General features: G+C 64.4%; 23 protein-coding genes and 1 other RNA gene. 16 read left to right on the forward strand and 8 right to left on the reverse strand.

Annotated features, from left to right (window positions below; translation table 11 throughout):
• Positions 1-57: 57 nt before the first annotated feature.
• From yajC to secF, 3 genes are read left to right on the forward strand one after another with little or no spacing between them, the layout of a single operon-like run.
• Positions 58-378: a preprotein translocase subunit YajC gene (gene yajC / locus SZ64_RS03050; RefSeq protein WP_054529485.1), complete on the forward strand. Its 321-nt coding sequence runs from the start codon at positions 58-60 to the stop codon at positions 376-378.
• Positions 379-391: 13 nt separating this feature from the next.
• Positions 392-1990: a protein translocase subunit SecD gene (gene secD / locus SZ64_RS03055; protein WP_054529486.1), complete on the forward strand. Its 1599-nt coding sequence runs from the start codon at positions 392-394 to the stop codon at positions 1988-1990.
• Positions 1991-2007: 17 nt separating this feature from the next.
• Positions 2008-2985 carry a protein translocase subunit SecF gene (gene secF, locus SZ64_RS03060; protein ID WP_054529487.1) on the forward strand — a complete coding sequence of 326 codons (978 nt, stop codon included), beginning with the start codon at positions 2008-2010 and terminating at the stop codon, positions 2983-2985.
• A gap of 48 nt (positions 2986-3033) precedes the next feature.
• Here secF and SZ64_RS03065 read toward each other — a convergent pair whose 3' ends face one another.
• Positions 3034-4263, reverse strand: coding sequence for a glycosyltransferase (locus tag SZ64_RS03065; RefSeq protein ID WP_054529488.1), 1230 nt, complete (start codon positions 4261-4263; stop codon positions 3034-3036).
• Entirely contained in the window at positions 4224-4796 is a 573-nt protein-coding gene (locus SZ64_RS03070) for a helix-turn-helix transcriptional regulator (RefSeq protein ID WP_054532061.1), read from the reverse strand. The genes SZ64_RS03065 and SZ64_RS03070 overlap by 40 nt, the downstream gene beginning before the upstream one ends.
• Before the next feature lie 109 nt (positions 4797-4905).
• Between SZ64_RS03070 and SZ64_RS03075 the strand changes: the two genes are divergently transcribed.
• Together SZ64_RS03075 and SZ64_RS03080 are read left to right on the forward strand one after the other, a co-directional pair.
• Positions 4906-5379: a DUF6456 domain-containing protein gene (locus SZ64_RS03075; RefSeq protein WP_054529489.1), complete on the forward strand. Its 474-nt coding sequence runs from the start codon at positions 4906-4908 to the stop codon at positions 5377-5379.
• A gap of 209 nt (positions 5380-5588) precedes the next feature.
• A complete protein-coding gene (locus tag SZ64_RS03080; RefSeq protein WP_156313452.1) occupies positions 5589-7346 on the forward strand; it encodes a diguanylate cyclase in 1758 nt (585 codons plus the stop codon).
• On the opposite strand, the gene SZ64_RS03085 is transcribed toward SZ64_RS03080, so the two are convergent.
• Both SZ64_RS03085 and SZ64_RS03090 read right to left on the reverse strand, forming a co-directional pair.
• Positions 7343-7918 carry a uracil-DNA glycosylase family protein gene (locus SZ64_RS03085; protein ID WP_156313454.1) on the reverse strand — a complete coding sequence of 192 codons (576 nt, stop codon included), beginning with the start codon at positions 7916-7918 and terminating at the stop codon, positions 7343-7345. The two genes, SZ64_RS03080 and SZ64_RS03085, sit on opposite strands and share 4 nt — an antisense overlap.
• The gene (locus SZ64_RS03090) at positions 7915-9720 is read right to left on the reverse strand and encodes an ATP-binding cassette domain-containing protein (protein ID WP_054529492.1); all 1806 of its coding nucleotides are present in this window, start codon (positions 9718-9720) and stop codon (positions 7915-7917) included. The genes SZ64_RS03085 and SZ64_RS03090 overlap by 4 nt, the downstream gene beginning before the upstream one ends.
• 246 nt (positions 9721-9966) lie before the next feature.
• On the opposite strand from SZ64_RS03090, the gene SZ64_RS03095 reads away from it, so the two are divergent.
• The 3 genes from SZ64_RS03095 to SZ64_RS03105 all read left to right on the forward strand — a co-directional run bounded on the left by SZ64_RS03095 (position 9967) and on the right by SZ64_RS03105 (position 12500).
• Positions 9967-10290, forward strand: coding sequence for a PepSY domain-containing protein (locus SZ64_RS03095; protein ID WP_054529493.1), 324 nt, complete (start codon positions 9967-9969; stop codon positions 10288-10290).
• A gap of 106 nt (positions 10291-10396) precedes the next feature.
• Positions 10397-11074: a response regulator transcription factor gene (locus tag SZ64_RS03100; protein ID WP_054529494.1), complete on the forward strand. Its 678-nt coding sequence runs from the start codon at positions 10397-10399 to the stop codon at positions 11072-11074.
• A 112-nt stretch (positions 11075-11186) separates the two neighbouring features.
• Complete coding sequence (locus SZ64_RS03105) at positions 11187-12500, forward strand: HAMP domain-containing sensor histidine kinase (protein ID WP_241773086.1); 1314 nt, start codon at positions 11187-11189, stop codon at positions 12498-12500.
• Between the two features lie 152 nt (positions 12501-12652).
• On the opposite strand, the gene SZ64_RS03110 is transcribed toward SZ64_RS03105, so the two are convergent.
• Positions 12653-12952, reverse strand: a complete 300-nt coding sequence (locus SZ64_RS03110) for a chorismate mutase (protein WP_054529495.1) — start codon at positions 12950-12952, stop codon at positions 12653-12655.
• A 99-nt stretch (positions 12953-13051) separates the two neighbouring features.
• On the opposite strand from SZ64_RS03110, the gene SZ64_RS03115 reads away from it, so the two are divergent.
• The 6 genes from SZ64_RS03115 (at position 13052) to SZ64_RS03135 (ending at position 19781) form a co-directional block, all read left to right on the forward strand.
• Positions 13052-14062: a polyprenyl synthetase family protein gene (locus SZ64_RS03115; protein ID WP_054529496.1), complete on the forward strand. Its 1011-nt coding sequence runs from the start codon at positions 13052-13054 to the stop codon at positions 14060-14062.
• Between the two features lie 131 nt (positions 14063-14193).
• Positions 14194-16719: an ATP-dependent helicase HrpB gene (gene hrpB, locus SZ64_RS03120; protein ID WP_054529497.1), complete on the forward strand. Its 2526-nt coding sequence runs from the start codon at positions 14194-14196 to the stop codon at positions 16717-16719.
• 34 nt (positions 16720-16753) lie between these two features.
• A complete protein-coding gene (locus SZ64_RS03125; protein WP_054529498.1) occupies positions 16754-17032 on the forward strand; it encodes an ETC complex I subunit in 279 nt (92 codons plus the stop codon).
• A gap of 312 nt (positions 17033-17344) precedes the next feature.
• Positions 17345-17439, forward strand: an RNA gene (ffs, locus tag SZ64_RS18140) — signal recognition particle sRNA small type.
• Between the two features lie 153 nt (positions 17440-17592).
• Entirely contained in the window at positions 17593-19404 is a 1812-nt protein-coding gene (locus SZ64_RS03130; RefSeq protein WP_054529499.1) for a DNA polymerase III subunit gamma/tau, read from the forward strand.
• A 35-nt stretch (positions 19405-19439) separates the two neighbouring features.
• Positions 19440-19781, forward strand: coding sequence for a YbaB/EbfC family nucleoid-associated protein (locus SZ64_RS03135; protein WP_054529500.1), 342 nt, complete (start codon positions 19440-19442; stop codon positions 19779-19781).
• A 61-nt stretch (positions 19782-19842) separates the two neighbouring features.
• On the opposite strand, the gene aqpZ is transcribed toward SZ64_RS03135, so the two are convergent.
• Both aqpZ and SZ64_RS03145 read right to left on the reverse strand, forming a co-directional pair.
• On the reverse strand, positions 19843-20541 hold the full coding sequence (gene aqpZ, locus SZ64_RS03140) for an aquaporin Z (RefSeq protein ID WP_054532063.1): 699 nt from the start codon (positions 20539-20541) through the stop codon (positions 19843-19845).
• A gap of 103 nt (positions 20542-20644) precedes the next feature.
• On the reverse strand, positions 20645-21364 hold the full coding sequence (locus tag SZ64_RS03145) for an HPP family protein (protein ID WP_054529501.1): 720 nt from the start codon (positions 21362-21364) through the stop codon (positions 20645-20647).
• A gap of 406 nt (positions 21365-21770) precedes the next feature.
• Here SZ64_RS03145 and lon point away from each other — a divergent pair, with 406 nt between their 5' ends.
• Entirely contained in the window at positions 21771-24161 is a 2391-nt protein-coding gene (gene lon / locus SZ64_RS03150) for an endopeptidase La (RefSeq protein ID WP_054529502.1), read from the forward strand.
• Between the two features lie 252 nt (positions 24162-24413).
• Positions 24414-24686 carry an HU family DNA-binding protein gene (locus SZ64_RS03155; RefSeq protein WP_054529503.1) on the forward strand — a complete coding sequence of 91 codons (273 nt, stop codon included), beginning with the start codon at positions 24414-24416 and terminating at the stop codon, positions 24684-24686.
• A 134-nt stretch (positions 24687-24820) separates the two neighbouring features.
• Here SZ64_RS03155 and SZ64_RS03160 read toward each other — a convergent pair whose 3' ends face one another.
• Positions 24821-25693, reverse strand: a complete 873-nt coding sequence (locus SZ64_RS03160) for a hypothetical protein (RefSeq protein ID WP_054529504.1) — start codon at positions 25691-25693, stop codon at positions 24821-24823.
• Between the last annotated feature and the right edge of the window lie 4 nt (positions 25694-25697).

A 25697-nucleotide genomic window follows, 5' to 3' on the forward strand; every position in this document is an offset into this window, starting at 1 on the left:
AACATTCCGGCACCAACTGAACGCGAAAATTTCCGCCGATGATGAGGGGCGTGCCTGATGCTTGATTACCTTTCCGCCAGCGCCGGAGCCAGCGGCACGCAGCAGTTGATGGGCTTCCTGCCCATCGTCGGCATGATCGTGATCTTCTGGTTCCTGATCCTTCGCCCGCAGATGAAGCGACAGAAGGAACACCAGCAGAAAGTGCAGGGCGTGAAGCGCGGGGACCAGGTGGTTACCGGCGGCGGCCTTGTCGGCAAGATCGTCAAGGTCGACGATGTCTATGTCGAAGTCGAACTCGCCCAGGGCGTGAAGGTGAAGGCGGTCAAGCAGACCATCACCGATGTGCTGACGCCCGGCGGCACCCCCGCCAACGACTGATCGGACAAGCGCGATGCTCGATTTTCCCGGTTGGAAAAAGGTCTGGCTCTGGTTCCTGACGCTGACGGCGGTTGCCGCTGCGTTGCCGACCATCGCTTCGCTCAGCGGCGTGAAATGGCCGGAGGCCCTTCCGGGGCCGCAGGTCAATCTGGGGCTGGACCTTGCCGGTGGCAGCCAGATCCTGCTGGAGGCGAATACTTCGCAGGTCGCCCGCCAGCGTCTGGAAAGCATGGAAGAAGACGTGCGCCGCGTGCTGCGTCAGGCTTCGCCGGCCATCCGCATCGGCGATCTTTCCAGCAGCAATGGCCGGATCAGCTTCCTGCTCGACGATGCCACTCAGGTGGACCGCGCGCGGGAAGAACTGCTGCCGCTCGTCAATGGCAGCGGCCCGGTGCGGGAATGGAACCTTGAAGTGGTGGATGGCAGCCGTTTCGTGCTGACCCCCACCAAGAACGGCCTCGAACAGGCGATTTCCAACGCGATGGATACGGCGACCGAAGTGGTCCGCAAGCGTATCGACGCGCTGGGCACGCGCGAGCCGACCATTATCCGCGAAGGCGATACCCGCATTTCCGTGCAGGTTCCCGGCCTCAGCGATCCCGAAGCGCTCAAGTCGCTGCTGGGCCAGACCGCCAAGCTGGAATTCAAGCTGGTGGACGTCACCGCGCTGCAATCTGACATCGTGCAGGGCATTGCCCCTCCGGGTAGCGAAATCGTTCCCTATGCGCCGGGCACTCCGCTGGCGGGCACTTCAATTGCCGTGAAGCGCCTTGGCGGCATTCGCGGGGATTCGCTCACCAACGCCCAGCAGAGCTTCGAACAGCGCAGCAATCAGGCGGTGGTGGACATCACCTTCGATCAGGCGGGCGGCAAGAAGTTCGCCGACCTGACCGCGCAGAATGTCGGCAAGCCCTTCGCCATCATCCTTGACGGCCAGGTGCTTTCCGCTCCGAACATCAACGAGCCGATCCTTGGCGGCAAGGCGCAGATTTCCGGCAGCTTCACGGCGGAAAGCGCCAACCAACTCGCCATTTCGCTGCGTTCGGGTGCGCTGCCGGTCGACCTGACCGTGATCCAGCAGGGCACCGTCGGCCCCGAACTGGGCGCTGACTCGATCCGCAAGGGCCTACTGGCCATGAGCATCGGCTCGCTCGCGGTGCTCATGCTGATGGGCTTCACCTATGGCCGGCTGGGCCTCTACGCCAATGCCGCGCTGGTGGTGAACGTGCTGATGCTGCTGGGCGTGATGGCGGCGTTCAAGACCACGCTGACCCTGCCGGGCATCGCCGGTTTCGTGCTGACCATCGGTGCGGCGGTGGACGCCAACGTGCTGATCAACGAACGCATACGCGAAGAGAGAAAGCGCGGGCGCCGTGTCGTCGCGGCCATCGAAACCGGCTATAAGGAAGCGAGCCGCGCGATCTTCGACGCGAACATCACCAACGTGATCGCCGCCGTGCTGCTCTTCGCCTTCGGCTCCGGCCCGGTGCGCGGTTTCGCTGTGGTGCTGATGATCGGCATCGTGACATCCGTGTTCACGGCCGTGACCATGACCCGCCTGTGGGTCGCCGGCTGGCTGCGCAAGGCGCGGCCGCAGGAACTCAACATCTAAGCAAGGGGCGGACAAAGATGCGACTGCTCAAACTCGTCCCTGACGATACGAATATTCACTTCCTCAAGTGGCGCGTGCCGTTCTACTCGTTCAGCACCCTGCTGATCGTGGCAAGTATCGCGCTCGTGCTGATCCGGGGCCTCAATCTCGGCGTCGATTTTGTCGGCGGCCAGCAGATTCTCGTCACCTTCACGCAGAGCAAGGAGGCGCCGGTCGCCGAACTGCGCGAGCAGGTGGCAGGCCTCGGTTATGGCGAGCCGGTGATCCAGATCGCGGGCGCACAGAACGAAGTTTCGATCCGCTTCCCATTGCCCGAAGAAGTGGCCAAGAATCCGGCCGCGTCCGATGCGATGACCACCAAGATCGTGAAATCGATCGAGGCCGAGTTCAAGGATGCTCGGATCGACGACCTTACCTCGGTTTCGGGCAAGGTTTCTGGCGAGCTGTTCAGCACGGCCATGTATGCGCTCGGCTTCGCCATGCTGGCGATTTCGATCTATATCTGGGTGCGTTTCGAATGGCAGTTCGGCGTGGGCGCGCTGTTCGCGCTGGTCCATGACGTGTCGCTCACGTTGGGGATGTTCGCGCTCTTCCAGATCGAGTTCGACCTGAAGATCGTGGCCGCGATCCTGACCATCATCGGCTATTCGCTGAACGATACGATTGTGGTCTATGACCGTATCCGCGAGAACATGAAGAAATACCGCAAGATGCAGCTGCCGGAGATTCTCGATCTCTCGGTCAACGAAACGCTGGCGCGCACGGTGATGACCTCGCTCACCATCCTGATCGTGCTGGTAGCGCTGCTGCTGATGGGCCCGGCGAGCCTGTTCGGCTTCACCGCCGCGATCACGCTGGGCATCTTCGTGGGGACATACAGCTCGGTCTATATGGCCGCGCCGATCCTGATCTGGCTGGGCGTCGATTCGCACAGCTTCGTTCCGGAAGAAAACGTGGGCGACAAGGCCGACGCTCTGGCGCGCGGCGAGGCCTGATCCGTCGACTGACCGCCCGCGCATCGGGGTAATCCCGGCGCGGGCGTGTCAGCGGGCCAGTAAGCCTTCGTAATAATCCGCCAGGGCGGCCGCATTGGCTTCCCAGCTGAAGGCGGCGGCATTGGCGATCACGGCCTGCTGTGCGGGCGGATTGGCCAGAAGGGCGCGAATGCCCTGAGCAACGGCTGCGCCATTGCGCTCCACGATCACTCCGGCCGACGCATCGCGGACAAGTTCGCGCGCGCCGCCTGCATCGCAGATCACCAGCGGCGCACCGCAGGCCAGTGCTTCCACCCATGCATTGGCGAGGCCTTCGCTGGCGGACGGAAGCACCATCGCATCGGCGGCCGACAGGATGACCGGCAGACGGTCATGGTCGACACTGCCGAGGAAATGCACCCGGGCTGCCAGGCCCAGCTTCGCGGCGAGCTGCCGCAGGCTTTCCTCGTCCGGCCCCTTGCCGACCAGCACCAGCAACGTGTCGTCCAGCGCCTTCAGTGCCTCGATCACATAGGCCTGCCCCTTGCGCGGGATCAGCGCGCCGACACTGGCCAGCAGCCTCTGCCCCGGCGCGATGCGCAGGCCATAGGCGGCTGACAGGGCCTGACGCGCAGCCTCCCGGCCCAGTGGATGAAACCGCGCATGGTCCAGCCCGGTTCTGTGGATGGTGATCTTCGCACGCTCCATCCCCAGCGCTTCCATATCGGTTGCCAGAGCTTCGGAGACCGCCAGAAGCCCGGCCGCCTGTTCGCTGGCTTCCAGCATCGCGAGATGCGCCCGGTCTTTCATGCCCCAATAGTGAATATCCGCGCCGCGTGCCTTGATCGACAGGGGCAGGCCCAGCGATTTGGCAATCCGCGCGGCGGCGGGGCCGTCGGGATAGAAGAATTGGGCATCCACGATGTCGAAGGGGCGCTGCGCATGCAGATCGCGCGCCAGCGGCAGAACGGCGCGGGCGATGGCCGCCGGGTTCAGCCAGGCGCCGATCTTCGGCAGCAAGGCAAAGCGTATCCGGCGAACATCCACGCCGCCTTCCACGCCGCTGGTCAGCACCCGCGTAAGGGTGCGGTAGCGGCCGAATGCGATCGGCGGGATGCCGATGGGATTGATAAGGGTCACGTCCCAGTCGCCGCGCGCGGCCAGCGCTTCCATCTGGCGGGCGACGAAAGTGCCGAAGCGGGGCTTGGCTGAATTGGGATAAAGCGTGGCGATCGAAAGGACTCGCCGCACCGGGCGTGTCACAGCTTGCGGACCAGCATTTCCGCCATTGCCAGCCATTCGGGATTTTCCACCACGATCTGCCGCTGGCCGGAGCCGGGCGGCAGGATGCCTACCATGTTGCCCTGCCGGTCTATCAGGCGCCCGAAGGCGAAGCGGCCGCCCTTGCGGGGCACCAGCACATCGCGATTGATCATGCGCGGGGCTTCTTCCGGCGGAAGCTGGCGCAGCCAGATCTGATCGCCGGGGCGATATTCGCCCGCGCCGCTTTCCACCGAGAGGCAGACCAGGGGGGCGCTGCTTTCCAGCTCTGTCGGCAGGATGGCGTCGCGCGGGGAACCCAGCGGTTCGGCCCCTGCCTCGGTCAGGCGGGCGATGACCTGCGGCTGGGCGGCGGCTTCGCTGCGCACCAGCATTTCCGGTTCCACATCCAGCGCGGCGGCGATGCGGTTCATCCAGGTGAGCGAGAGGTTGCGCATGCCGGTTTCGAGCCGGCCGATGGTCTGCGCTGTGGTTGCCGGCACGCAGGCGGCGGCAACATCGGCCAGGGTCATGCCCTTTTCCTTTCGGATGTCCCGAATGCGATTGATCATGGCCGACAACTCCCCTCAGATAACCAAATCGGTGTTTTTCTCTTTCCTACAAGAACCCAACCTTGGCAAGGCCTTTCACTCCCAGCCAGCCGCAAGAGAGGATGACGCCATGAAACCCCAGCTCGCCGAGCGTGAACTGACCAGCGAAGGCCCTCGTCGCGAGCGCGCAGCCGCTCCGCGCCGTCGCCGTGTGACCGTGAATCAGGCTGAAAGCCCGCTCAGCTGGCTCCATGCGCGTGGCCATCTGACAGACCGGTTGTTTGTTGCAGGTGAATGCCTGCGTGCAGACTATGAACGCGCTGCAATCGGCCCACGCGTAACCATGAGGTGGGAACCCCTGCGCGGGGGCGGTGCTTCGGGCGGCGGCCTTGCCCCGAGCGAGCGGCAGATCGCGGCGCGGCAGCGTTTCGATGGCGCGCTCGCCATGGCGGGCAGCGGCCTGTCCGACATACTGTGGCGAGTCGTGTGTGCATGTGAAAGCCTGCCGGACGCGGAAAAAGCACTCGAATGGCCATCCCGCAGCGGCAAGCTGGTGCTGCGACTGGCGCTGGAAAGGGTGGCGGATTTCTATCGTGTCCCGTGATTGGACAGGCGGACGGGGCAATCGGCGGGATATCCACAGAAGCCTTAGCGTTAACCGGGCATAGAGGATCAAATTTCAGAACCCGGTAACCGCGTAACTTCACGATCCTGCCCGTGTTCCGCAAAAGCTTCACGGCGCTGTTCTTTCTCGTCGCTTATTGCGGCCTGGCACTGATTGCCCTGCCGCCCCAAGGCAGCGCGACAGGGCCCATGCTGTTGTGGCCGGCAGCGGGTTTGCTGATCGCCATTCTGCTCCATGCGCCGCGCCAGCAATGGGCCAGATTCCTCGCACTAGCGGGGGTCGGCAGCGGTGCGGCGGCCTTGCTGGCGGGAGAAGGCCCCTATTTCGCGGCTGCCTGTGTGGCGGCCCATGTGGTGGAAGCATGGGTGGCGGCCCGGCTGCTCACCCGGCGCAAGCGGCAGGGCAGTGAATTGCTGAGCGAATGGCTGGCAGATGCGGCGTCCATCGGGCTGGTGGCGCCTGTCGTCGGCGGGCTGCTGCTGGCAACGGCGATGTATGGCGTCGCCGGATGGCCGTGGCTCGATCACTTCGGGAAATATGTCTTCGCCCATTCGCTGGGGATCATGGCCTTCTTCCCCATGTTCAGCTTGGTGGTGGGCGGCAGCCTTGGCCGCTGGCTGGAGCGCCAGACGCCCGCGCGGCTGCTGGAAATGGGTGCCTTCCTCACGCTGATCGCCGTCACCATGTGCGGCGCCATGTGGCAGCCATGGAGCGGGGCCTATCTGGTGCCGGTGCTGGTGGCGATGATCGCCACTTGCCGTTTCGGCATGACGGCGGCGTCGATGGGGATCTTCGTGCTGGCAGTGGCCGCATGGGGCACGGAAGAGGCCGGAACGCTGGTGCAGCCCATCCTGCCGATGGCCCTTTCGGGCGACACCCAGTTCCTGCAGTTCTATTTCGCGGTGGCAGTGATCTGCCTTCAGCCGCTGGCAGGCCATATCACCCAGAACCGACGACTGTCGAAGGCGCTGCAGGAACAGGGCAGGGCTTCCGCTTCGGTGGAGATGTCGCTGGAGGCGAAGGACTTCGCCATCCATGAGAGCCAGGGCATGTACCGCCTGCTGGCCGAGAATATGAGCGATATCATCATCAAGACGGACCGGGAAGGAGGCATCCTCTATGCCTCGCCCAGCGTCGAGAAGATGACCGAGATGCATCCGGTGGAATTGCTGGGCCGCAATGTGCTGGACCTGATCCACCCTTCCTATATCGCTTCGTTCCAGTCGGAATTGCATGCCGTGATTTCCGACGGCTCGCCGGCTTCGGCGTGGAATGAATTCCTCGGTTTTACCGATGCCGGCGGGGAACGCTGGTTCGATACCAAGATCAGGGGCTGGCGCGATGATGGCCGGCAGGTGGCAGGGGCGATCATCACCCTGCGCAGTATCGAGGAACGCAAGGCGCTGGAACAGCAGCTTTTCGCCGCGATCCTGACCGATCCACTGACCAAGCTGACCAATCGCCGCGCCTTCAATTCGATGCTGCAATATCATCTGGAAGCGCCGATCGACGGGTGTCTGGCGATCTTCGACATTGACGATTTCCGCTCCATCAATCGCGATTACGGCCATGATGTGGGGGACAAGGTGCTGACCACCGTGGCCCGCCTGCTGCGCAGCCTGATGCGCAAGAACGACATCATCTCGCGCATCGGCGGGGAACGCTTCGCCGTTCTGCTGTCCGGCGCCAGCCCGGAACAGGCAGAGGCCCTGTGTCAGCGCGTGGTGCTGACCCTGTCCGACATCAGCGGCCCGGAAGGGCTGGGCGGCCCACGGGCCACGGTGAGTGCGGGGGTTGCGCGGATCAAGGATACGCTGGACGAGACGATGAAGCGGGCAGACGCCGCCGTGGTTCTGGCCAAGGCCAAGGGGCGCAACCGGCTGGAAATGGCCGTGAACGGCACCCAGCGCTGGGCGCCGGGCGAAGTGCCCTGGATCGAGAACTAGTCGCCCAGAGCCTTCCCGACCGCTGCGCGCAATTGCGGCAGTACCTCGGCTTCGAACCACGGATTTTGGCGCATGAAGATCGTGCTGCGCCATGACGGATGCGGCAGGGGGAAGTAGCGCGGGCCGAATTCGGCGAAGCACTGCACCCGCTCCGCCATGGTCAGCCTGCGCGCCTGGGGCAGGTAGCGGGCCTGCGCATGTATTCCGACCAGCAAGGTCAGGCGGACGTCGTCCAGCTCTGCCAGCAGGCGCTCATGCCACAAGGGCGCGCATTCGGGGCGAGGGGGCAGGTCGCCGCTTTTGCCCTTGCCGGGATAGCAGAAGCCCATCGGCATGATCGCAACCCTTGCGGGATCGTGCAATTGGGCGTTGGTCAGCCCGGTCCATTCGCACAATCGCGCGCCGCTGGCATCGTCCCACGGAACGCCGCTGGCGTGGACCTTGGTGCCCGGCGCCTGCCCGACGATCAGCAGGCGCGACGTGGCCGAAAACTGCACGACCGGCCGGGGGCCGAGCGGCAGGTGCGGGGTGCAGAGGGTGCAGTCGGCGATCTCCCGGTGGAGATCGCTCACCCTTCGACCTGTTCGGCCAGTTCCAGCCAGCGCATCTCGGCCGCATCCTTCTCGTCGCGCGCCTTGGCGATTGCGTCGGACAGCTTGGCAAAACGCGCCGGATCGCGCGTGTAGAGGCTGGGATCGTGCATCGCCTCTTCATCGCGGGCAATGGCGGCTTCCAGTTCCTCGATCCGCTTGGGAAGCAACTCGTAATCGCGCTGGTCCTTGTAGGACAGCTTGGTGCGCTTCGGCGGTGGGGGCGGGGGCGGTGCGGAAGCAGCCCCGTCCGCCTTGGGCTTTGCCTTGGCGGGTGCGCTGCGCTGTTTGCGCTTGGCTTCCCAGTCGGCATAGCCGCCCGCCACGATGTCCACCGCGCCGCTGCCATCCAGCCCGAGAGTGACAGTTACGGTGCGGTCCAGAAAGTCGCGATCGTGGCTGACGATCAGCACCGTGCCGTCATAATCGGCGATCACTTCCTGCAGCAGGTCCAGCGTTTCCAGATCGAGATCGTTGGTCGGCTCGTCCAGCACCAGCAGGTTGGATTCGCGCGCGAATTCGCGAGCCAGCAGCAGGCGCGACCGTTCGCCGCCGGACAGCACGCCCACTTTCATGTCGACAATGGCGGGGTCGAACAGGAATTCCTTGAGATAGCCCTGCACATGCTTGCGCACGCCGCGCACATCCACCCAGTCGCCACCTTCGGCGATGATCTGGCGCACGGTCTTGTCGGGGCTGAGCAGGCTGCGCTGCTGGTCGATCATCACGCCGCTGAGCGTCTTGGCGAGCGTGATCTTGCCTTCATCGGGCTGCATCTCGCCGGTCAGCAGCTTGAGCAATGTAGTCTTGCCCGCGCCGTTGGAACCGACAAGGCCGATCCGGTCGCCACGCTGGATGCGCAGGTTGAAATCGCGGATGATCGTGCGATCGCCGAACCTTTTCGTGACGTGTTCCGCCACGATCACGGATTTGGTCTTGGTATCGTCTGCCTTCAGCGCCAGCTTGGCCGTGCCGCCCGGCGTCAGCATGGCAGCGCGCTGGGCGCGCATTTCCCATAGCTTTTCCAGACGGCCCTGATTGCGCTTGCGGCGCGCAGTCACGCCGCGTTCCAGCCAGTGCGCTTCCAGCTTCAGCTTCGCATCCAGCTTTTCGGCCGCGCGCGCTTCCTCGGCATAGACCTGTTCTTCCCATGCCTCATACCCGCCGAAGCCCACGTCCTTGCGGCGCAGGCTGCCCCGGTCGAGCCACATGGTCGCGCGGGTAAGGCGGGTGAGGAAGGTACGGTCATGGCTGATGACCACGAAGGCGCCGCGATAGCGGTTCAGCCAGTCTTCCAGCCAGTCGATCGCGGCAAGGTCCAGATGGTTGGTCGGCTCGTCCAGCAGCAGCAGGTCGGGTTCGCTGGCCAGCGCGCGGCACAGGGCGGCACGGCGCTTCTCGCCGCCGCTGGCGCTCTGCGCCGTGCGCGAAAGGTCGATGCCGATCTGGTCGGCAATCGCTTCCACTTCGTGCCGCTGCGGGGCATTCGGGCCGGACAGGGCATAGTCCATCAGCGTCTCGTGAGACGTGAAGTCAGGTTCCTGCTCCAGCATCACCACACGGGTGCCGGGCCTAACGGTGCGCTTGCCCCGGTCTGCGTCGATAAGGTTGTCGATCAGCTTGAGCAGGGTGGTCTTGCCCGCGCCATTGCGCCCGATCAGGGCAATCCGGTCGCGCGGGCCGATATGCAGGTCGATGCCGCCGGTTTCGGGGTTTCCGAAAAGCCAGCCGCTGCCCTGGATCAGGCCCAGTCCTTCCCAGCTCAAGATCGGTGGTTCTGCCATGGCGCGCCCCTAGCGGGGCACTGCCGCCGCGTCCAGCATGGCAGGCGGCAGGATGGGGCAGCGTGGCAGGTTTGGCACGGTACGGCAGGGATCGCAGCCGGGGGCTTGCGGTAAGGCGTGGCGGGCTGCATTGCCGTGGGCACTCCACACGCCGGGGATGCCATTCGCCCGGAACCTTATCTGAACGCCACAGTTTCGCCTCATTCACACCTCGTTCAAAGCCCCCTTTCTAGGTACAGCTCCACGATGTTCAGGCTGATTGCTCCCGTTCTGGCCCCGCTTGCACTTGGCGCGCTGACCGCGTCGAGCGCGGTTGCGCCCGTGGCTTTTGCCCAGACGCAGAACCGCGACGAGCAGGGCGCCGCCCGCAAGGAAATGCGCGCCGGCAATGTGTTGCCGCTGAAAGAGATCGAACGCCGGATCGTGCCGCAGATGGGCGATATGCAATATCTCGGCCCGGCCTATGATTCGGTGGCGAAGGCTTACCGGTTGAAATTCATCAGGAACGGCAAGGTCGTATTCGTAGACGTGGATGCGCGCTCCGGCCGCGTGCTTTCCCGCAGCGAATAGGCAGGTAGTTCCGTCTCTTGGTTGACGCATTCCGCACAAGGAACCAAAGCAAGGCTCAGCACTTGCGCCGCCCGGTCTCCGGGCGGACCAGACAGGGAATGAGGCGATGCGGATCCTGATCGTCGAGGACGAACCCACTCTCGGCCAGCAGCTCAAGAACACGCTGGAACAGAACGGCTATGCCGTGGACCTTTCCACCGATGGTGAGGATGGCCACTTTATGGGCAGTACGGAGGATTACGATGCCGTGATCCTCGACCTCGGCCTGCCGGAGATTGACGGGCTGACCGTGCTGGGCATGTGGCGCAAGGAAGGCCGCGGCTTTCCGGTGCTGGTGTTGACCGCGCGCGACAGCTGGTCGGACAAGGTGGCCGGGCTGGATGCAGGGGCGGATGATTACCTCGCCAAGCCGTTCCAGACCGAAGAACTGATTGCCCGCCTGCGCGCGCTTATCCGCCGCGCTTCGGGCAATGCCTCTTCCGAACTGACTGCGGGCGACGTCCGGCTGGATACGCGTTCCGGCCGCGTGACGCTGGCCGGAGAGCCGGTGAAGCTCACCGCGCAGGAATACAAGTTGCTGTCCTACCTGATGCACCACAAGGGCAAGGTGGTCAGCCGCACCGAACTGATCGAACATATTTACGATCAGGATTTTGACCGCGATTCGAACACGATCGAGGTCTTTGTCACCCGCATTCGCAAGAAGCTGGGTGCAGATGTGATTACCACCATCCGTGGCCTCGGATACAGCCTCGACGATCCCGCAGACGCTCCGCGCGAATGACACCCCCGCGATGATGACGGCGCCTGCCGCGGGCGCCGCTTCGGAGGAGGGTGCCGTCGCTGCGGAAGCGGTTTCGCGCGACGTGCCGCATACGGGCAGCCTGGCCCGCCGCATGATGTTCATTGCCGCGGGGTGGATCACCATCCTGCTGCTGCTGGGCGGTATCGCGCTGGATCGCACGCTGGCCGGGCTGGTTACGCGCAATTTCGACGAACAGCTCGATTACATGCTCACCGCCATGGTCGGCTCGGCCGAGATCGGCGGGGACGGGGAAGTATTCTTCAACCGCCCGCTGGGCGATCAGCGCTTTCTGGAACCCAATAGCGGCCTTTACTGGCAGATCACCGGCAAGGGGCATGATGATTTCGCCTCGCGCTCGCTGTGGGATCGCTCGCTGAAAGTCGATTCCACGCAGTTCCTCGCCGCGCCGCATATTTACGATAGCGACCAGTTCCCGGGCGAGAAGCTGCGCGTGATGGAACGCACCATCCTGCTGCCCGGCAGCGACACCGAATGGTGGTTCGTCGTCGCCGCCAGCCGAGACGATCTGGACGCGCAGATCACCCGCATCCGCTCGATCCTGTTCTGGAGCTTCGTGGTGCTGGGTATGGGCCTGTTCCTGATGGCTGGCCTGCAGACATGGTATGGCCTTGGCCCCCTGCGCCGCGTGCGGCTGGCGATCAAGCGCATGCGCACTACCGGCGCCAATCGCGTGGCCGATCCGCTGCCGCTGGAAGTGCAGCCGCTGGTGGAGGAACTCAACGCGCTGCTGGCCCATTCGGAAAAGCAGGCGGAAGAGGCGCGCACCCATGCGGGCAACCTTGCCCATGCGCTCAAGACCCCGCTGACCGTGGTGATGAACGCGGCCACCGCCAAGGCACCCGATCTGGCCGATACTGTGATCCGCGAGGCAGCCGTGATGCGCCGTCAGGTGGACCATCACCTCGCCCGCGCTCGCGCTGTGGGCCGCCGCGCGGTGGGCCTTTCGCGCGCCAATGTGGGCGAGAGCGTGGAGGCAGTGCTGCGCGCGGTCACCCGCCTTTACGACACGACCCGTTTCGATCTTGCCGGCAATCGGAATGCGCGCGTGGCCATAGAGCGGCAGGATCTGGACGAAATTCTTGGCAATCTGATCGAGAACGCGGCCAAATATGGCGGCGGCAGTGTGTTCGTGACTATCGATGCCGATCCGAAATCGCCGGATTGCCTGATCCAGGTGGAAGATGACGGCATGGGCATTCCCGAGAGCGAGCGCATCCGCATCTTCGATCGCGGCGCGCGGCTGGATACGGGCAAGCCCGGAACCGGCCTTGGCCTGGCCATCGTGCGCGATGTCGCGGAAATCTACGGCGGCAGCGTCACTCTGGGTGAGAGCGAGGATCTGGGCGGTCTGCTGGTGGAACTGCGCCTGCCGCGAGTGGGTTAGGGCTCAAGTGGCCCCTATAGGCCCCAATACCAACGCCCGTTCATCCTGAGCTTGTCGAAGGACACGGGAAAGTTGCTGATCCTGGGGTAACCCACAGTGCGTGGCCTTCGACAGGCTCAGCCTGAGCGGGGTAGTGCTGTTGGGCGGGAAACTTACTTCCCGTTCTTCGCCTGCATATGGTGGCGGATCACCTCGTCGATCACGAAGCGGATGAACTTCTCGCTGAATTCTGGATCGAGATCGGCTTCCGTCGCCAGCGTGCGCAGGCGGGCGATTTGGCGTTCCTCGCGGCCCGGATCGCTCGCGGGCAGATTGGTCGTCGCCTTGTATTCGCCCACCGCCTTGGTGATGCGGAAGCGTTCGGCCAGCATGTGAATCAACGCGGCATCGATATTGTCGATGCTCTTGCGGAAGCCGGCGAGGACGGGGTCGGGTGAGGTCTGGTTGGTCATCGCTGTCGCTGATTGGGACGGATTACAGGCGGAACAGGCAGGCCCTAGCACACATTCCACGCTTGCCAAGCGGCCTGTCTGCTTCCATGGGCACCTCGCATGAGCGCAGAGGTTATTCCGCTTCCCCGCAAGGAGCCGTCGCTGGCCCCGATCCTGTCTCTCACCGCCACGGCAATGAACGCCGTCAACGCAGTGATCCTGGATCGGATGCAGAGTGAAATCCCGCTGATTCCGGCGCTTGCCGGCCATCTCATTTCCGGCGGCGGCAAGCGGATGCGTCCGATGCTCACGCTCGCCGGGGCGGAACTGATCGGCTATCAGGGCACGCGCCATCACAAGCTGGCCGCCGCTGTGGAATTCATCCACACCGCCACCTTGCTGCATGACGATGTGGTTGACGGGTCAGACATGCGCCGGGGCAAGGCTGCGGCGAACATCATTTTCGGCAATCCGGCCACGGTGCTGGTGGGCGATTTCCTCTTCACCCGTTCCTTCGAACTGATGGTGGAAGACGGCAGCCTCAAGGTTCTGAAAATCCTGTCCAACGCCTCTTCGGTCATTTCCGAGGGCGAAGTGGACCAGCTGACCGCCCAGCGCCAGATCGAGACGAGCGAGGAACGCTATCTCTCGATCATCAGCTCCAAGACGGCAGCGCTCTTTGCCGCCGCCAGCCGCATTGCCGCCGTGGTGGCGGAACGCAGCGAAGCGGAAGAACAGGCGCTGGACGATTATGGCCGCAATCTGGGCATTGCCTTCCAGCTGGTGGACGATGCACTGGATTATTCCTCCGACGCGTCCGAAATGGGCAAGGACCGGGGCGACGATTTCCGCGAAGGCAAGATGACCCTGCCGGTGATCCTGGCCTATGCGCGCGGCAATGAGGAAGAACGCAGCTTCTGGCGCGCCGCCATTGCCGGGCACCGCACGTCCGATGCGGACCTCGCCCATGCGGTGGAGCTGATCCAGAGCCATGACGCCGTGAACGCCACACGCGAACGCGCCCGCCATTTCGCTCAGCGCGCTATCGATGCCCTGTCCATCTTCCCCGCCACCAAGGCGCGCGAAGCGATGGTGGAAGCAGCCCAGTTCGCGGTTTCGCGGGGGTATTAAAATTTAACGCAGTTGGCGGGTCATTTACTGACCCGTCTGCCCTGAGCTTGTCGAAGGGCCGTTTTTCTTTCTAAGCACGGCGCCGAAAGGAAGAACTGTGCTTCGACAGGCTCAGCACGGACGGAATGGAGATGGCTGAGCAACTGCCCATCCATGTCGTCCTGCCGGAACTTCTCGGCGCCCTGCGGGCGCGCAGTTCCGCCGTGCTGATCGCCCCGCCGGGCGCGGGCAAGACCACTTCCGTCGCTCCCGCGCTGCTGGGTGAGGGATGGTGCAGTGGCAAGGTGATCCTGCTTTCCCCCCGCCGCGTGGCCGCGCGTGCTGCTGCCGAACGCATGGCGGAACTGCTGGGGGAGAAGCCCGGCGAAACCGTGGGTTATCTGACGCGTCTGGACAGCAGGATGTCCGGCAAGACGCGGATCGTCGTGATGACGGAGGCGATCTTCGTCGCGCAGATACTCGACGATCCCGAGCTTTCGGGCATTTCTGCCGTGCTGTTCGACGAAGCGCATGAGCGACATCTGGACAGCGACCTTGGCCTTGCCCTCGCGGTGGAAAGCCAGCAAGTGCTGCGCGACGATCTGCGCCTGATCGTCATGTCCGCCACGATTGACGGCACGCGCTTTGCGGGCTTGCTGGGCGATGCACGTGTGGTGGAGAGCGAGGGCAAGGCCCATCCGCTGCGGATCGAATGGCTGGGCAGTCGCCCGGAATTGCGTGTCGAGGATGCGATGACATCCGCCATCCTCACCGCATGGCGGCAGGAGCAGGGCGATATCCTCGCCTTCCTGCCCGGTGTGGGCGAGATCGAGCGCACAAGGGAACGGTTGGCCGAGAAGCTGCCCAATGTCCCGATCCTGCCGCTGCACGGGCAAGTGGACCCGCAGGGTCAGCGTATCGCGATCAAGCGCGATGCCGAAGGGCGCCGCCGTATCGTGCTGGCCACCTCCATCGCGGAAACCTCGCTCACGCTGGATGGCGTGTCGGTAGTGGTGGATAGCGGATTGGCCCGGCGGGCGGAGTTCGATCTGGCGGCAGGGGTGACGCATCTCGTCACCACGCGGGCCAGCCAGGCATCCGCCGCCCAGCGCGCAGGCCGCGCGGCGCGTCAGGGGCCGGGCGTCGCCTATCGCCTCTGGGAAGAAGGCGCCCATGCCGGTCGGCCTGCCTTCGATCCGCCGGAAATGCTGACGGCAGACCTTGCGCCGCTGATGCTGGCGCTGGCCCAATGGGGGGCGGGCGATCCGGCGGCGATGGCGTGGATCGATCCGCCGCCCGCCGCTGCACTTTCTGCCGCGCGCGGGCGGCTTGCGGCGCTGGGCGCGCTCGATGGGGAAGGGCGGATCACGGATTTCGGCCGCAAGCTGGCCCAATTGCCGATGGAGCCGCCGCTTGCCGCCATGGTGCTGTTCGGTGCCGAGGCTGGCGATGCACGCGGCGCGGCACGGCTGGCGCTGCTGCTGCAGGAACGCGGGCTGGGTGGGCGCAGCGAGGATTTGTCGCAAAGGCTTTCCCGCTGGGACGGCGATCGATCCTCGCGCGCGGAGGCATCGCGCAAGCTGGCCGATGGCTGGGCGAAGCGGGCGACTGGCCTTGCCAAAACCACACCCGCTCAGCCTGAGCCTGTCGAAGGCCACGGGAAAGCGCTTGATCTTGGGGGCACCCACAGCGCGCGTCCTTCGACAGGCTCAGGACGAGCGGATGCGGTGGACTTGGGCGCCCTCCTCGCCCGCGCCTTGCCGGACAATCTCGCCCGCCGCCGCGATGCTTCTGGCGAAAGCTGGATCAGCGCGGGCGGACGGGGTTACACGCTCGACCCCACCTCGCCGCTGGCGCGCGCCGAATGGCTGGCCATTGGCGACGCACAGGGCAGGGCACAGGCCGCGCGGATCACCGCCGCATGGCCGCTCACTGCCGAGGAAGTGGAACGCGACCTTGCCCGTCTGATCGAGCGGCGCTCCGTCCTCAACTGGAACGCGGCGGAAGGCCGGGTGGAGGCGCGGCTGGAACGGCGGCTGGGTGCGATCACGCTCGCCAGCGGCCCCGATCCCAAGCCGGACCCGGTGGCAGTCACGGCGCTGCTTGTGGATAAGGCTAGGGAAAAGCTGGCGGATATCCTGCCGAAAACCCTGATGGCCCGCGCGCGCCATGCCGGGCTGGAGGCGCTTTCGCTGGAATCTCTGGCTGAGGAAGCAGAAGACTGGCTCGCTCCGCTGCTCGAAAAACGCCGCGATCTCGATCTGCCGAAAGGTCCGCTGACCGAGGCGCTGCTGAACCGGCTGGACTGGGATTCGCGCCAGAAGCTCGACCGGCTGGCTCCGCGCGAATGGACCAGCCCGGCGGGCACGCATCATGCCATCGATTATGACGCGGATGGCGGCCCAAGCGTGGAAGTGCGGGTGCAGGCCCTGTTCGGGCTGGACCGGCACCCGATGATCGGGCAGCCGCCACAGCCGCTGCTGCTCCAGCTTACCAGCCCCGGCGGGCGCCCGGTTCAGGCCACGCGCGACCTGCCGGCCTTCTGGCGCGGCAGCTGGCGCGACGTGGTGAAGGACATGAAGGGCCGCTATCCCAAGCACCGCTGGCCCGAGGAACCATGGACCGAGGCGCCGAGCCTGAAAACGAAGAACGCGTTCAACGCGTCAACGCGCACTTGATTCGACTCGCGCTTTTGACGAAAGGCTCTTTTCCATGAGCGCACGCATCTACCAACGCCCGAAGAATGCCATGCAGTCCGGCAAGGCCCTGCTTGGCCAGTGGATTCTCGAATTCGATCCGGCGGAGGCGAAGAAGCCCGATCCGCTGATGGGCTGGGCTGGCAGCGGCGACACGCAGCAGCAGGTGCAGCTGAAGTTCCCCACCAAGGAAGAGGCGCAGGCCTATGCCGCCAAACACGGCATTCCTGCCCGCGTCCATGCGACCCCGCCGCGCGCCCTCAAGATTCAGGCTTACGCGGATAATTTCCGGTAAGTGATTGTCCCTCCTCTTCAGAGGAGGGACAGCGAGACTTCTGCGTGCCTGAAGCGCGAAGCCTCTGACCAGTTCGTCATCGCTTCGTCATTGCGAGGGCCATAGGCCCGAAGCAATCCACAGCCCGGCGTGTTTCGCCCTGGATTGCCGCGCGGCTGCGCCGCTCGCAATGACGTTAGATGTTGGGCAGGGCGTCCGGCATGGCTGCATTGAGCCGGTTCTGGTCGCCGCAGGGTGCGTGCCCAACCCCCTCCTCTGAAGAGGAGGGGGCTAGCAGGTTGCAATTTCGCGAATCCCCCGCCATATGCCCGCCCGGGAGTCGGTCGGACGTTTGCGTCCGCCAACCTGGTCAGGTCCGGAAGGAAGCAGCCACAACGGTCAGCGGCGGGTCGGCCGGCTCCTTTGCAAGATGCGGCACCAACCCGCGCCCCCACCCGGCCTCCCAAAGCATACCTCTGATTGGGTGGCCGGGTGGGGGCGCGGGCCGGAGCGGCCTTCCAGCCAAAGCGCCCGGCTCCTTTTTCACTGACAATTCGGCGCCGACCCCCTACCTAGGGCCCATGGTCGATTCACCCCACATCGACGGCGAGGAAGAGACGCAGCCCTCCGCTGCGGAGCTTGAGGCCGCGGGCCAATCCGCGCTGTTTGGCGGGCCGGTCGATTCCGGGCCGGAGAAGCCTGCGCCGGTGGCTGCCGCAGCGGCTCCCGCTCCCGCCGCACCCAAATCCGTCGCCGCGCAGCCCTATCGCGTGCTGGCCCGCAAATATCGCCCGCAGACCTTTGCCGAGCTGATCGGGCAGGATGCGATGGTGAAGACGCTGGCCAATGCCATCGCGCGGGACCGGCTGGCCCATGCCTTTTTGATGACCGGCGTGCGCGGGGTGGGCAAGACCTCCACCGCGCGCCTGATCGCCAAGGCACTCAACTGCGTCGGGCCGGACGGGCAGGGCGGGCCGACCATCTCGCCATGCGGCCAGTGCGAACCCTGCACGGCGATTGCCGAAGGCCGCCATATCGACGTGATCGAGATGGACGCCGCCAGCCATACGGGCGTGGACGATGTGCGCGAGATCATCGAGGCCGTGCGCTATGCCGCCGTATCGGCGCGCTACAAGATCTACATTATCGACGAAGTTCACATGCTTTCCCGCAATGCTTTCAATGCGTTGCTGAAAACTCTTGAGGAACCGCCTGCACATGTGAAGTTCCTCTTCGCCACCACCGAAGTGGACAAGCTGCCGGTCACGGTGCTCTCCCGCTGCCAGCGTTTCGACCTGCGGCGCATTCCCACGCCTCTGCTGAAGGATCACTTCGCGGGCATCTGCGTGAAGGAAGGCGTCGAGGCGGAAGACGATGCGCTGGCCATGGTTGCCGGCGCTGCCGAAGGCTCGGTGCGAGACGGGCTGTCGATCCTCGATCAGGCGATTGCCCATGCCGATCTCGATACGGGCGGCAAGGTCACGGGCGAGCGTGTGCGCGACATGCTGGGCCTGGCAGACCGCAGCGCCCTGCGCACGCTGTTTGCCGCACTGCTCAATGGCGATCCGCAAGGCCTGCTGGCTCTGGTGGACAATCAATATTCGCTCGGTGTCGAGCCGCTGGCCCTGATGCGTTCGCTGATGGACATCTGCCACCGGATCACGGTGGCGCAGGTGGGCCGCAGCGGCGGCGAGGCGGCGACGGCGGAAGAGCGTGCGCTGATCGAGGAATGGGCGGAAAAGCTCAGTGCCGGCCAGCTTCATCGCCTGTGGCAATTGCTGCTGAAGGGCCATGACGAAGTGCGCCAGGCGCCCGATCCGCTGGTGGCAGCGCAGATGGCGCTGCTGCGCGTGATGCATGCCGCCGACATGCCCGATCCGGGCACTCTGGCGAAGAAGCTGGAAGATATGGCGGCCAGCGGCGCCTTTGCCGGTGCGCCTGCCTCATCCGGCACTTCCGGGGGCGAGGGCGCCCCGCAGGCACGGGTAGTGGTTCCGGCCGTCAATTGGGCCGATCTGGTCGACCGGGTGGAGCATTCCGGCCTGCCGGGCCATATGACCTTGGCCAACAAGATGAAGCTGCAGGTGCGCGTGGCCGATATCGCGCCCGGCAAGCTGGTCTATTCGCTGGCGCCGCCTTTCAAGGAAGATCTGTCCGCCGAATTGCGCGACGCGTTCCTGAAGATCACCGGGGAGCGCTGGGAAGTGGAACGCGTGGAGCAGGGCGGGGAATCCACCCTTGTCGAGACGGTGGAGAACGCGAAGTCCAATGAAATCCGCCGCATCCGCGAGGCACCGCTGGTCAAGGCCGCCTTCGAGGCCTTCCCCGCCGCCGAACTGGTGGAGGAAGAGGCTCAGCCTTCGGGTGGGCAGCGCCAATGGGGCCGCCGCTGAATTAACAATCTGATTGAATATCCAAGGGTATTATCATGAAATCTATGGAAGAAATGCTCAAGGCCGCGCAGCAGGCGGCCGAGACGATCCAGAAGCAGATGAACGATGCGCAGGTCACGCTCGATAATATCGAGGTGGAAGGCGTGTCTGGCGGCGGGCTGGTGAAAATCCGTTGCAGTGCCAAGGGCCGCATTCTGGGCGTGTCGATCGACGACAGCCTGATCGTTCCGGAAGACAAGCAGATGCTGGAAGACCTTATCACCGCGGCCTTCAACGATGCCCGCAGCAAGGCCGATCAGGCCGCCAATGCGGAAATGCAGAAGATCCAGGGCAGCATGGGCCTGCCGCCGGGCTTCAACCTGCCCGGCATGGGCTGAGGCGCTTCGTAATTCTTTGGAAAAAGGGCCCGCCCGGCATGGATTGCCGGGCGGTTCCGTTTCAGCCTTCGGTTGCTTCCGACGCGAGCAGATAGCGCCAGATAAGCGCACCCAGCGCGCCGCCGATCAGCGGGGCCACCCAGAATAGCCAGAGCTGGCCGAGTGCCGCCGTTTCGGCAAACAGCGCCACCCCGGTGGAGCGGGCCGGATTGACCGAAGTATTGGTCACCGGAATGGAAACGAGGTGGATCAGCGTCAGCGCCAGCCCGATGGCCAGTCCGCCGAACCCGGCCGGTGCCGCCTTGGACGTCGCGCCCAGGATCACGATCAGGAAACCTGCGGTCAGCACCACTTCCACCAGCAGCGCGGCCTGCATGGAATATTCGCCGGGTGAGAGATTATCGAAGCCGTTGGAGGCAAATCCGCCCGCTTCAAAGCCCGGCTTGCCGCTGGCGATGGCATAGAGCACGGCGCCCGCAATCGCAGCGCCCACCACCTGGGCGATCCAGTAGGGGATCAGGTCTTTCCAGGCGAAGCGGTTGGCCACGGCCAGCCCCAGTAAAACCGCCGGGTTGAAATGGCCGCCGGAAATGCCGCCCAGCGCATAGGCCATGGTCAGCACGGTAAGGCCGAATGCCAGCGCCACGCCCGCAAAGCCGATCCCCAGTTCGGGGTAGGCCGCTGCCAGCACGGCCGATCCGCATCCGCCGAAAACCAGCCAGAATGTGCCGATCAGTTCGGCGGTGAGTTTTCTGGTCATGCCCATATCTCCTCTCCTGTTGAGGGGGGAGGGTAACCCTGCGGGCAGTCAGGTGCGAAACGAAATCTTCACCATAAGGGCGCGGAAGGGGGGGGAGCGGGGCCTATCGCCTGCTCTTGCCCTGCGCAGCCCGGTTGCGTGCGTGCCGTTCCACGGCCTGAAACAGCGCGTCGAGATCGTCGGCATCGACGTCCAGCAATTCGTCCCATTCTTCCAGCACGGCATCCAGATCTTCGCGCTGGTAGAGCGCGGCATTTGCCGGGGCGGGCGGTGTGGGCATGACATGGGGCCAGGCATGGCCGGTGAGATTGTTGTAGAGCCAGCCGACCAGCACCAGCACGCCGACATTGGCCGCAATCGGGATCATATGGGCATAGCCCCAATGCTCCGGCCCAGTGGCGCCCAGCGCGCAGAGCAGGGCGCAGGCACCGCCCGGCGGATGGAGGCAGCGGGTCAGCGTCATCACCGCGATGGCCGTGCCCACCGCTGTGCCCGCCGCGATCCATGGCGTGCCGAACAGATGGCCCGCCGCGAGGCCGACCAGCGCGGAAAGCAGATCTCCACCGATAACCGGCCATGGCTGGGCCAGAGGACTGGCGGGGACGCAGAATACCAGCACGGCCGATGCGCCGAGCGGCGCGACCAGCCAGGGCAGGGTGCCCATATCCGCGATTCCGCCCGCAAGTCTGACAATGGCAAAGGTCGCCGCACCTGCCAGAAAGATGCCCAGCGCCGCCCCCAACGCCCCGCGCAGCCAGCCGAGATGGCCGAGAGCGGGCTGGCGCCCAAGCGCTGCCGTGCTGCGGAGAATTTGGGAAAGCATGGAGGAAACCCGAGGAAAAATCGCGCGGGCCGTAACGCGGCTGCTGCCCGCGTCAAGTTTGGCGTCCGTCAGTTCACGGCCTGTTCCAACGGGAAGGGCGCGTGGCCCAATATCGTTTTCCTACACCGCCGCAATCTGCCACTGCCCTGCCATGCCCAGCAATTCCGCCAGATTCCGCGCGTTCCGGCCCTCCGGCCAGCGCGATTGCAAGGGGGCAGAGTTTTCGCTCAGGACAGTGTCAACCTTGTCAACTTCGACAGAAAACGGACCGGGAGGATGAACGCCCAGGCCAGTGGCAGCCGCCCATTGCGGCGGGCGGGAATGCTACCCATATTCCCGGTTAAATGATGGGAAATCCTTCCCTGCGCCCTATGCGGCGCGCCAGAAATTTGGATATACCGGCGTAATGAACCTTTACCCCCTGCTTCCCCTGCGCGACATCGTCGTCTTTCCCGGCAGTGTCGTTCCCCTGTTCGTCGGGCGTGAGAAGTCGGTCGCGGCGCTTGAAGAAGCGATGGCCGGCAGCAAGGACATCTTCCTTGTCGCCCAGCTTGACCCCGGCTGCGACGATCCGGAGCGTGACGATCTCTACGATATGGGCGTGGTCGCCCAGGTGCTTCAGCTGCTCAAGCTGCCCGACGGCACGGTGCGCGTGCTGGTGGAAGGCCAGCAGCGTGCCAGGCTGGAAAGCCTGCGCGAGGAAAGCGGCTTTGTGGTGGCGCAGGTCGAACATCTCGACCCCGAATTTGCCGGCGGCACGGAAGTTGCCGCGATGATGCGCAGCGTGGTCGAGCAGTTTGCCGAATATGCCAAGCTCAACAAGAAGGTGCCCGAAGAGCTCGAGCAGGAACTGGCCGAGATCGACGATGCCTCGCGTCTGGCCGACATGGTGGCGCATAATCTCAACGCCAAGGTTGCCGACAAGCAGGCCCTGCTGACCGAGCGCGATCCGATGAAGCGGCTGGAAATGGCCTATGGCTTCATGGAAGGCGAATTGTCCGTCCTGCAGGTGGAGCGCAAGATCCGCGGGCGCGTGAAGCGCCAGATGGAGAAGACGCAGCGCGAATATTACCTCAACGAACAGCTCAAGGCGATCCAGAGCGAGCTGGGCGGCGATGGCGAGGAAGCCAACGAAGTCGCCGAACTGCAGGACAAGATCGAGAAGCTCAAGCTTTTCAAGGAAGCGCGCGCCAAGGCACTGGGGGAGCTGAAGAAGCTCAAGACCATGCAGCCGATGAGCGCCGAGGCGACCGTGGTGCGCAATTATCTCGATGTGCTGCTGGGCCTGCCCTGGGGCAAGAAGTCCAAGCTGAAGAAGGATCTGGGCCGGGCACAGGCGGTGCTCGATCAGGATCACTATGCGCTGGACAAGGTGAAGGACCGGATCGTCGAATATCTGGCGGTGCAGGCCCGTTCCAACAAGCTGAAGGGGCCGATCCTGTGCCTCGTTGGCCCTCCGGGCGTGGGCAAGACCAGCCTCGGCAAGTCGATCGCCAAGGCGACCGGGCGCGAATTCATCCGCCAGTCGCTGGGCGGCGTGCGTGACGAGGCCGAAATTCGCGGCCACCGCCGCACCTATATCGGCTCGCTGCCGGGCAAGATCGTGTCGAACCTGAAGAAGGCAGGCACGTCCAACCCGCTGTTCCTGCTCGATGAGATCGACAAGCTGGGCCAGGATTTCCGGGGCGATCCCTCGGCGGCGCTGCTTGAAGTGCTCGATCCGGAACAGAACGCCAAGTTCCAGGACCATTATCTGGAAGTCGATATCGACCTTTCGGACATCATGTTCGTCTGCACGGCGAACAGCCTGAACCTGCCGCAGCCGCTGCTGGACCGCATGGAGATCATCCGGCTGGAAGGCTATACGGAAGACGAAAAGGTCGAGATCGCCGAACGGCACCTGATCGAAAAGCAGGTGAAGGCCCATGGCCTGAAGAAGGGCGAGTTCACGCTCACTCAGGAAGGCCTGCGCGACCTGATCCGTTACTACACCCGCGAGGCGGGCGTGCGTACGCTGGAGCGTGAAATCGCCCGGCTGGCGCGCAAGAGCCTGCGTGCGATCCTTGAAGGCAAGGCCACCAGCGTCACTATCACGCCGGAAAACCTCGCCGATTATGCGGGCGTGCGCAAATATCGCCACGGCGTCTCTGATGAAGAGGCACAGGTGGGTGCGGTGACGGGCCTTGCCTGGACCGAAGTGGGCGGCGAATTGCTGACCATCGAAAGCGTGACCACGCCCGGCAAGGGCGAGGTGCGGACCACCGGCAAGCTGGGCGAAGTGATGACGGAATCGGTGCAGGCCGCTTTCAGCTTCGTGAAGGCACGGGCGCCGGCCTATGGCATCAAGCCCTCGATCTTCCAGCGCAAGAACATCCACATTCACTTGCCCGAAGGGGCAGTGCCCAAGGATGGCCCTTCGGCGGGGATCGGCATGGTCACGTCAATTGTTTCCTCGCTCACGGGTATTCCCGTGCGCCCGGATGTGGCGATGACCGGCGAAGTCACCCTGCGCGGGCGGGTGCTAGCGATCGGCGGGTTGAAGGAAAAGCTGCTTGCGGCCCTGCGCGGCGGCATCAAGACCGTGCTGATCCCGGAAGAGAACAGCAAGGATCTGGCCGAGATTCCCGAAAACGTGAAGCAGGGGCTGGAAATCATTCCGGTCAGCCATGTGGATCAGGTTCTGGAACGGGCGCTGACCGTGAAACCGCAAGCCATTGAGTGGAGCGAGGAAGACGATCTGGCCAGCCAGCCGAGTCCCGCTCCGGTAGGGGCCAGCCCCTCGGCCACAGCTCACTGAGATTCGCCCGGAAACGGCGATTCGAGGCGATTTTCCCCCGTCATGTCATGGACGTGACGGGGAGCAGCCGCATTTGTGACGCGAACTTGTCCTCAACTCGCCGCAATCCGTGCTGAAATTGTGAAAAAACCGCGCTTTTGCGTGTGTTTTGCCTTTGACAGGACCACCAAAAATCGCTCAATTCACGCCCACCCGAGAGGCGATTCAAAACCATAGTCAAATCCGGCACATCTCAGAGGGGGTTCCTTTACGATGAACAAGAACGAACTGATCGGCGCAGTTGCCGATGCCAGCGGCCTTTCCCGCAGTGACGCAACCAAGGCAGTGGAAGGCGTGTTCGACACGATCACTGCTGCGCTCGCCAAGGGCGATGAAGTCCGTCTGGTGGGCTTCGGCACCTTCTCGGTTGCCAAGCGCAAGGCTTCTACCGGTCGCAACCCGCGCACCGGCGAGCCGATGACTATCAAGGCTTCCAGCCAGCCGAAGTTCAAGGCGGGCAAGGGTCTGAAGGACTCCGTCAACTAAGCGAACTTCGCTGCGGCTGCCACGCCTCGTGGCCGCAAGAAAAAGCCGCGTCTGCCATATGGCGGGCGCGGCTTTCTTCTTGTCTAGGCTCCGCGTGCCGCGCCGGGCTTGCCCGGCACGACCGGTTGGCGAAATCAGTTGGCGATCTGGATCAGGGCCATCGGCGCATTGGTTGTGCGGCGGCTGATCTTCCAGACAAGCTGCTGCCCCTTGGGCGAAGCCTGCGGGCCTTCATCGGTGTTGTTGGCCAGGATCGCGGCATCGGTGGTGATGGTGAAAGTGCCGTTCAGCTCGGGAATCTTGGGCGCGCCATCCGGCGGCGATCCATCGGTGCCATAGAGCGAAGCGGCCTGCAGCAACCCGCTCGACGAACTGGGCGAACTGGACTGCACGGCAAAGCCGGGTGCATCGACCCGCACCACGCCCCCGTCGCGCAGATTGGCGATCACGAAATTATTGGTCAGCGCCGATCCTTCCAGAACCGGGAAGGTGAAATCGTGCGCCAGCTTGCTGGTGACGGAGAAGTCCACCAGATACAGGCCATCGCCCTTATATTCCACGCTGTTCCAGCCGTGTTGGCGGCGCAGGCTGGCGGCCAGATCCTCGGCCGCTGCCGGATCGGTCGGGTCGATCCCGCCGAACAGGGTGCCGAACGCCTTGGCGTTGCGCGAATCCTCTTCCTTCTTGCTGGCCTGCTGTGCGTCCCATTCTTCGCGCTGCTGCCGGATATCTTCGGCAGTGCAGGCGCGCTCTTCATAATCGTCATTATAGCAGGGCATTTCCTCGAACGTCGGAGCGCCCACGTCATTGCCGATTTCGGCCAGCTTGCTGAGGCCGAGAACATAGATCTCGCCCTTGTAGCTGAAGGTGAAGCTGCCATCCTTGCGCACATCCAGTGCCGAATCGAACTTGCCGGGCGAAAGGAAGCACCCCGTCAGCAGCAGTGCCAGGCCCACAGCCAGCACGGCCGAGCGTGCAGTTCTGCCGAAATTTGTCATTGCCGTCATTGCC

It is taken from the genome of Erythrobacter sp. SG61-1L (genome assembly GCF_001305965.1).
Lineage (GTDB): Bacteria > Pseudomonadota > Alphaproteobacteria > Sphingomonadales > Sphingomonadaceae > Andeanibacterium.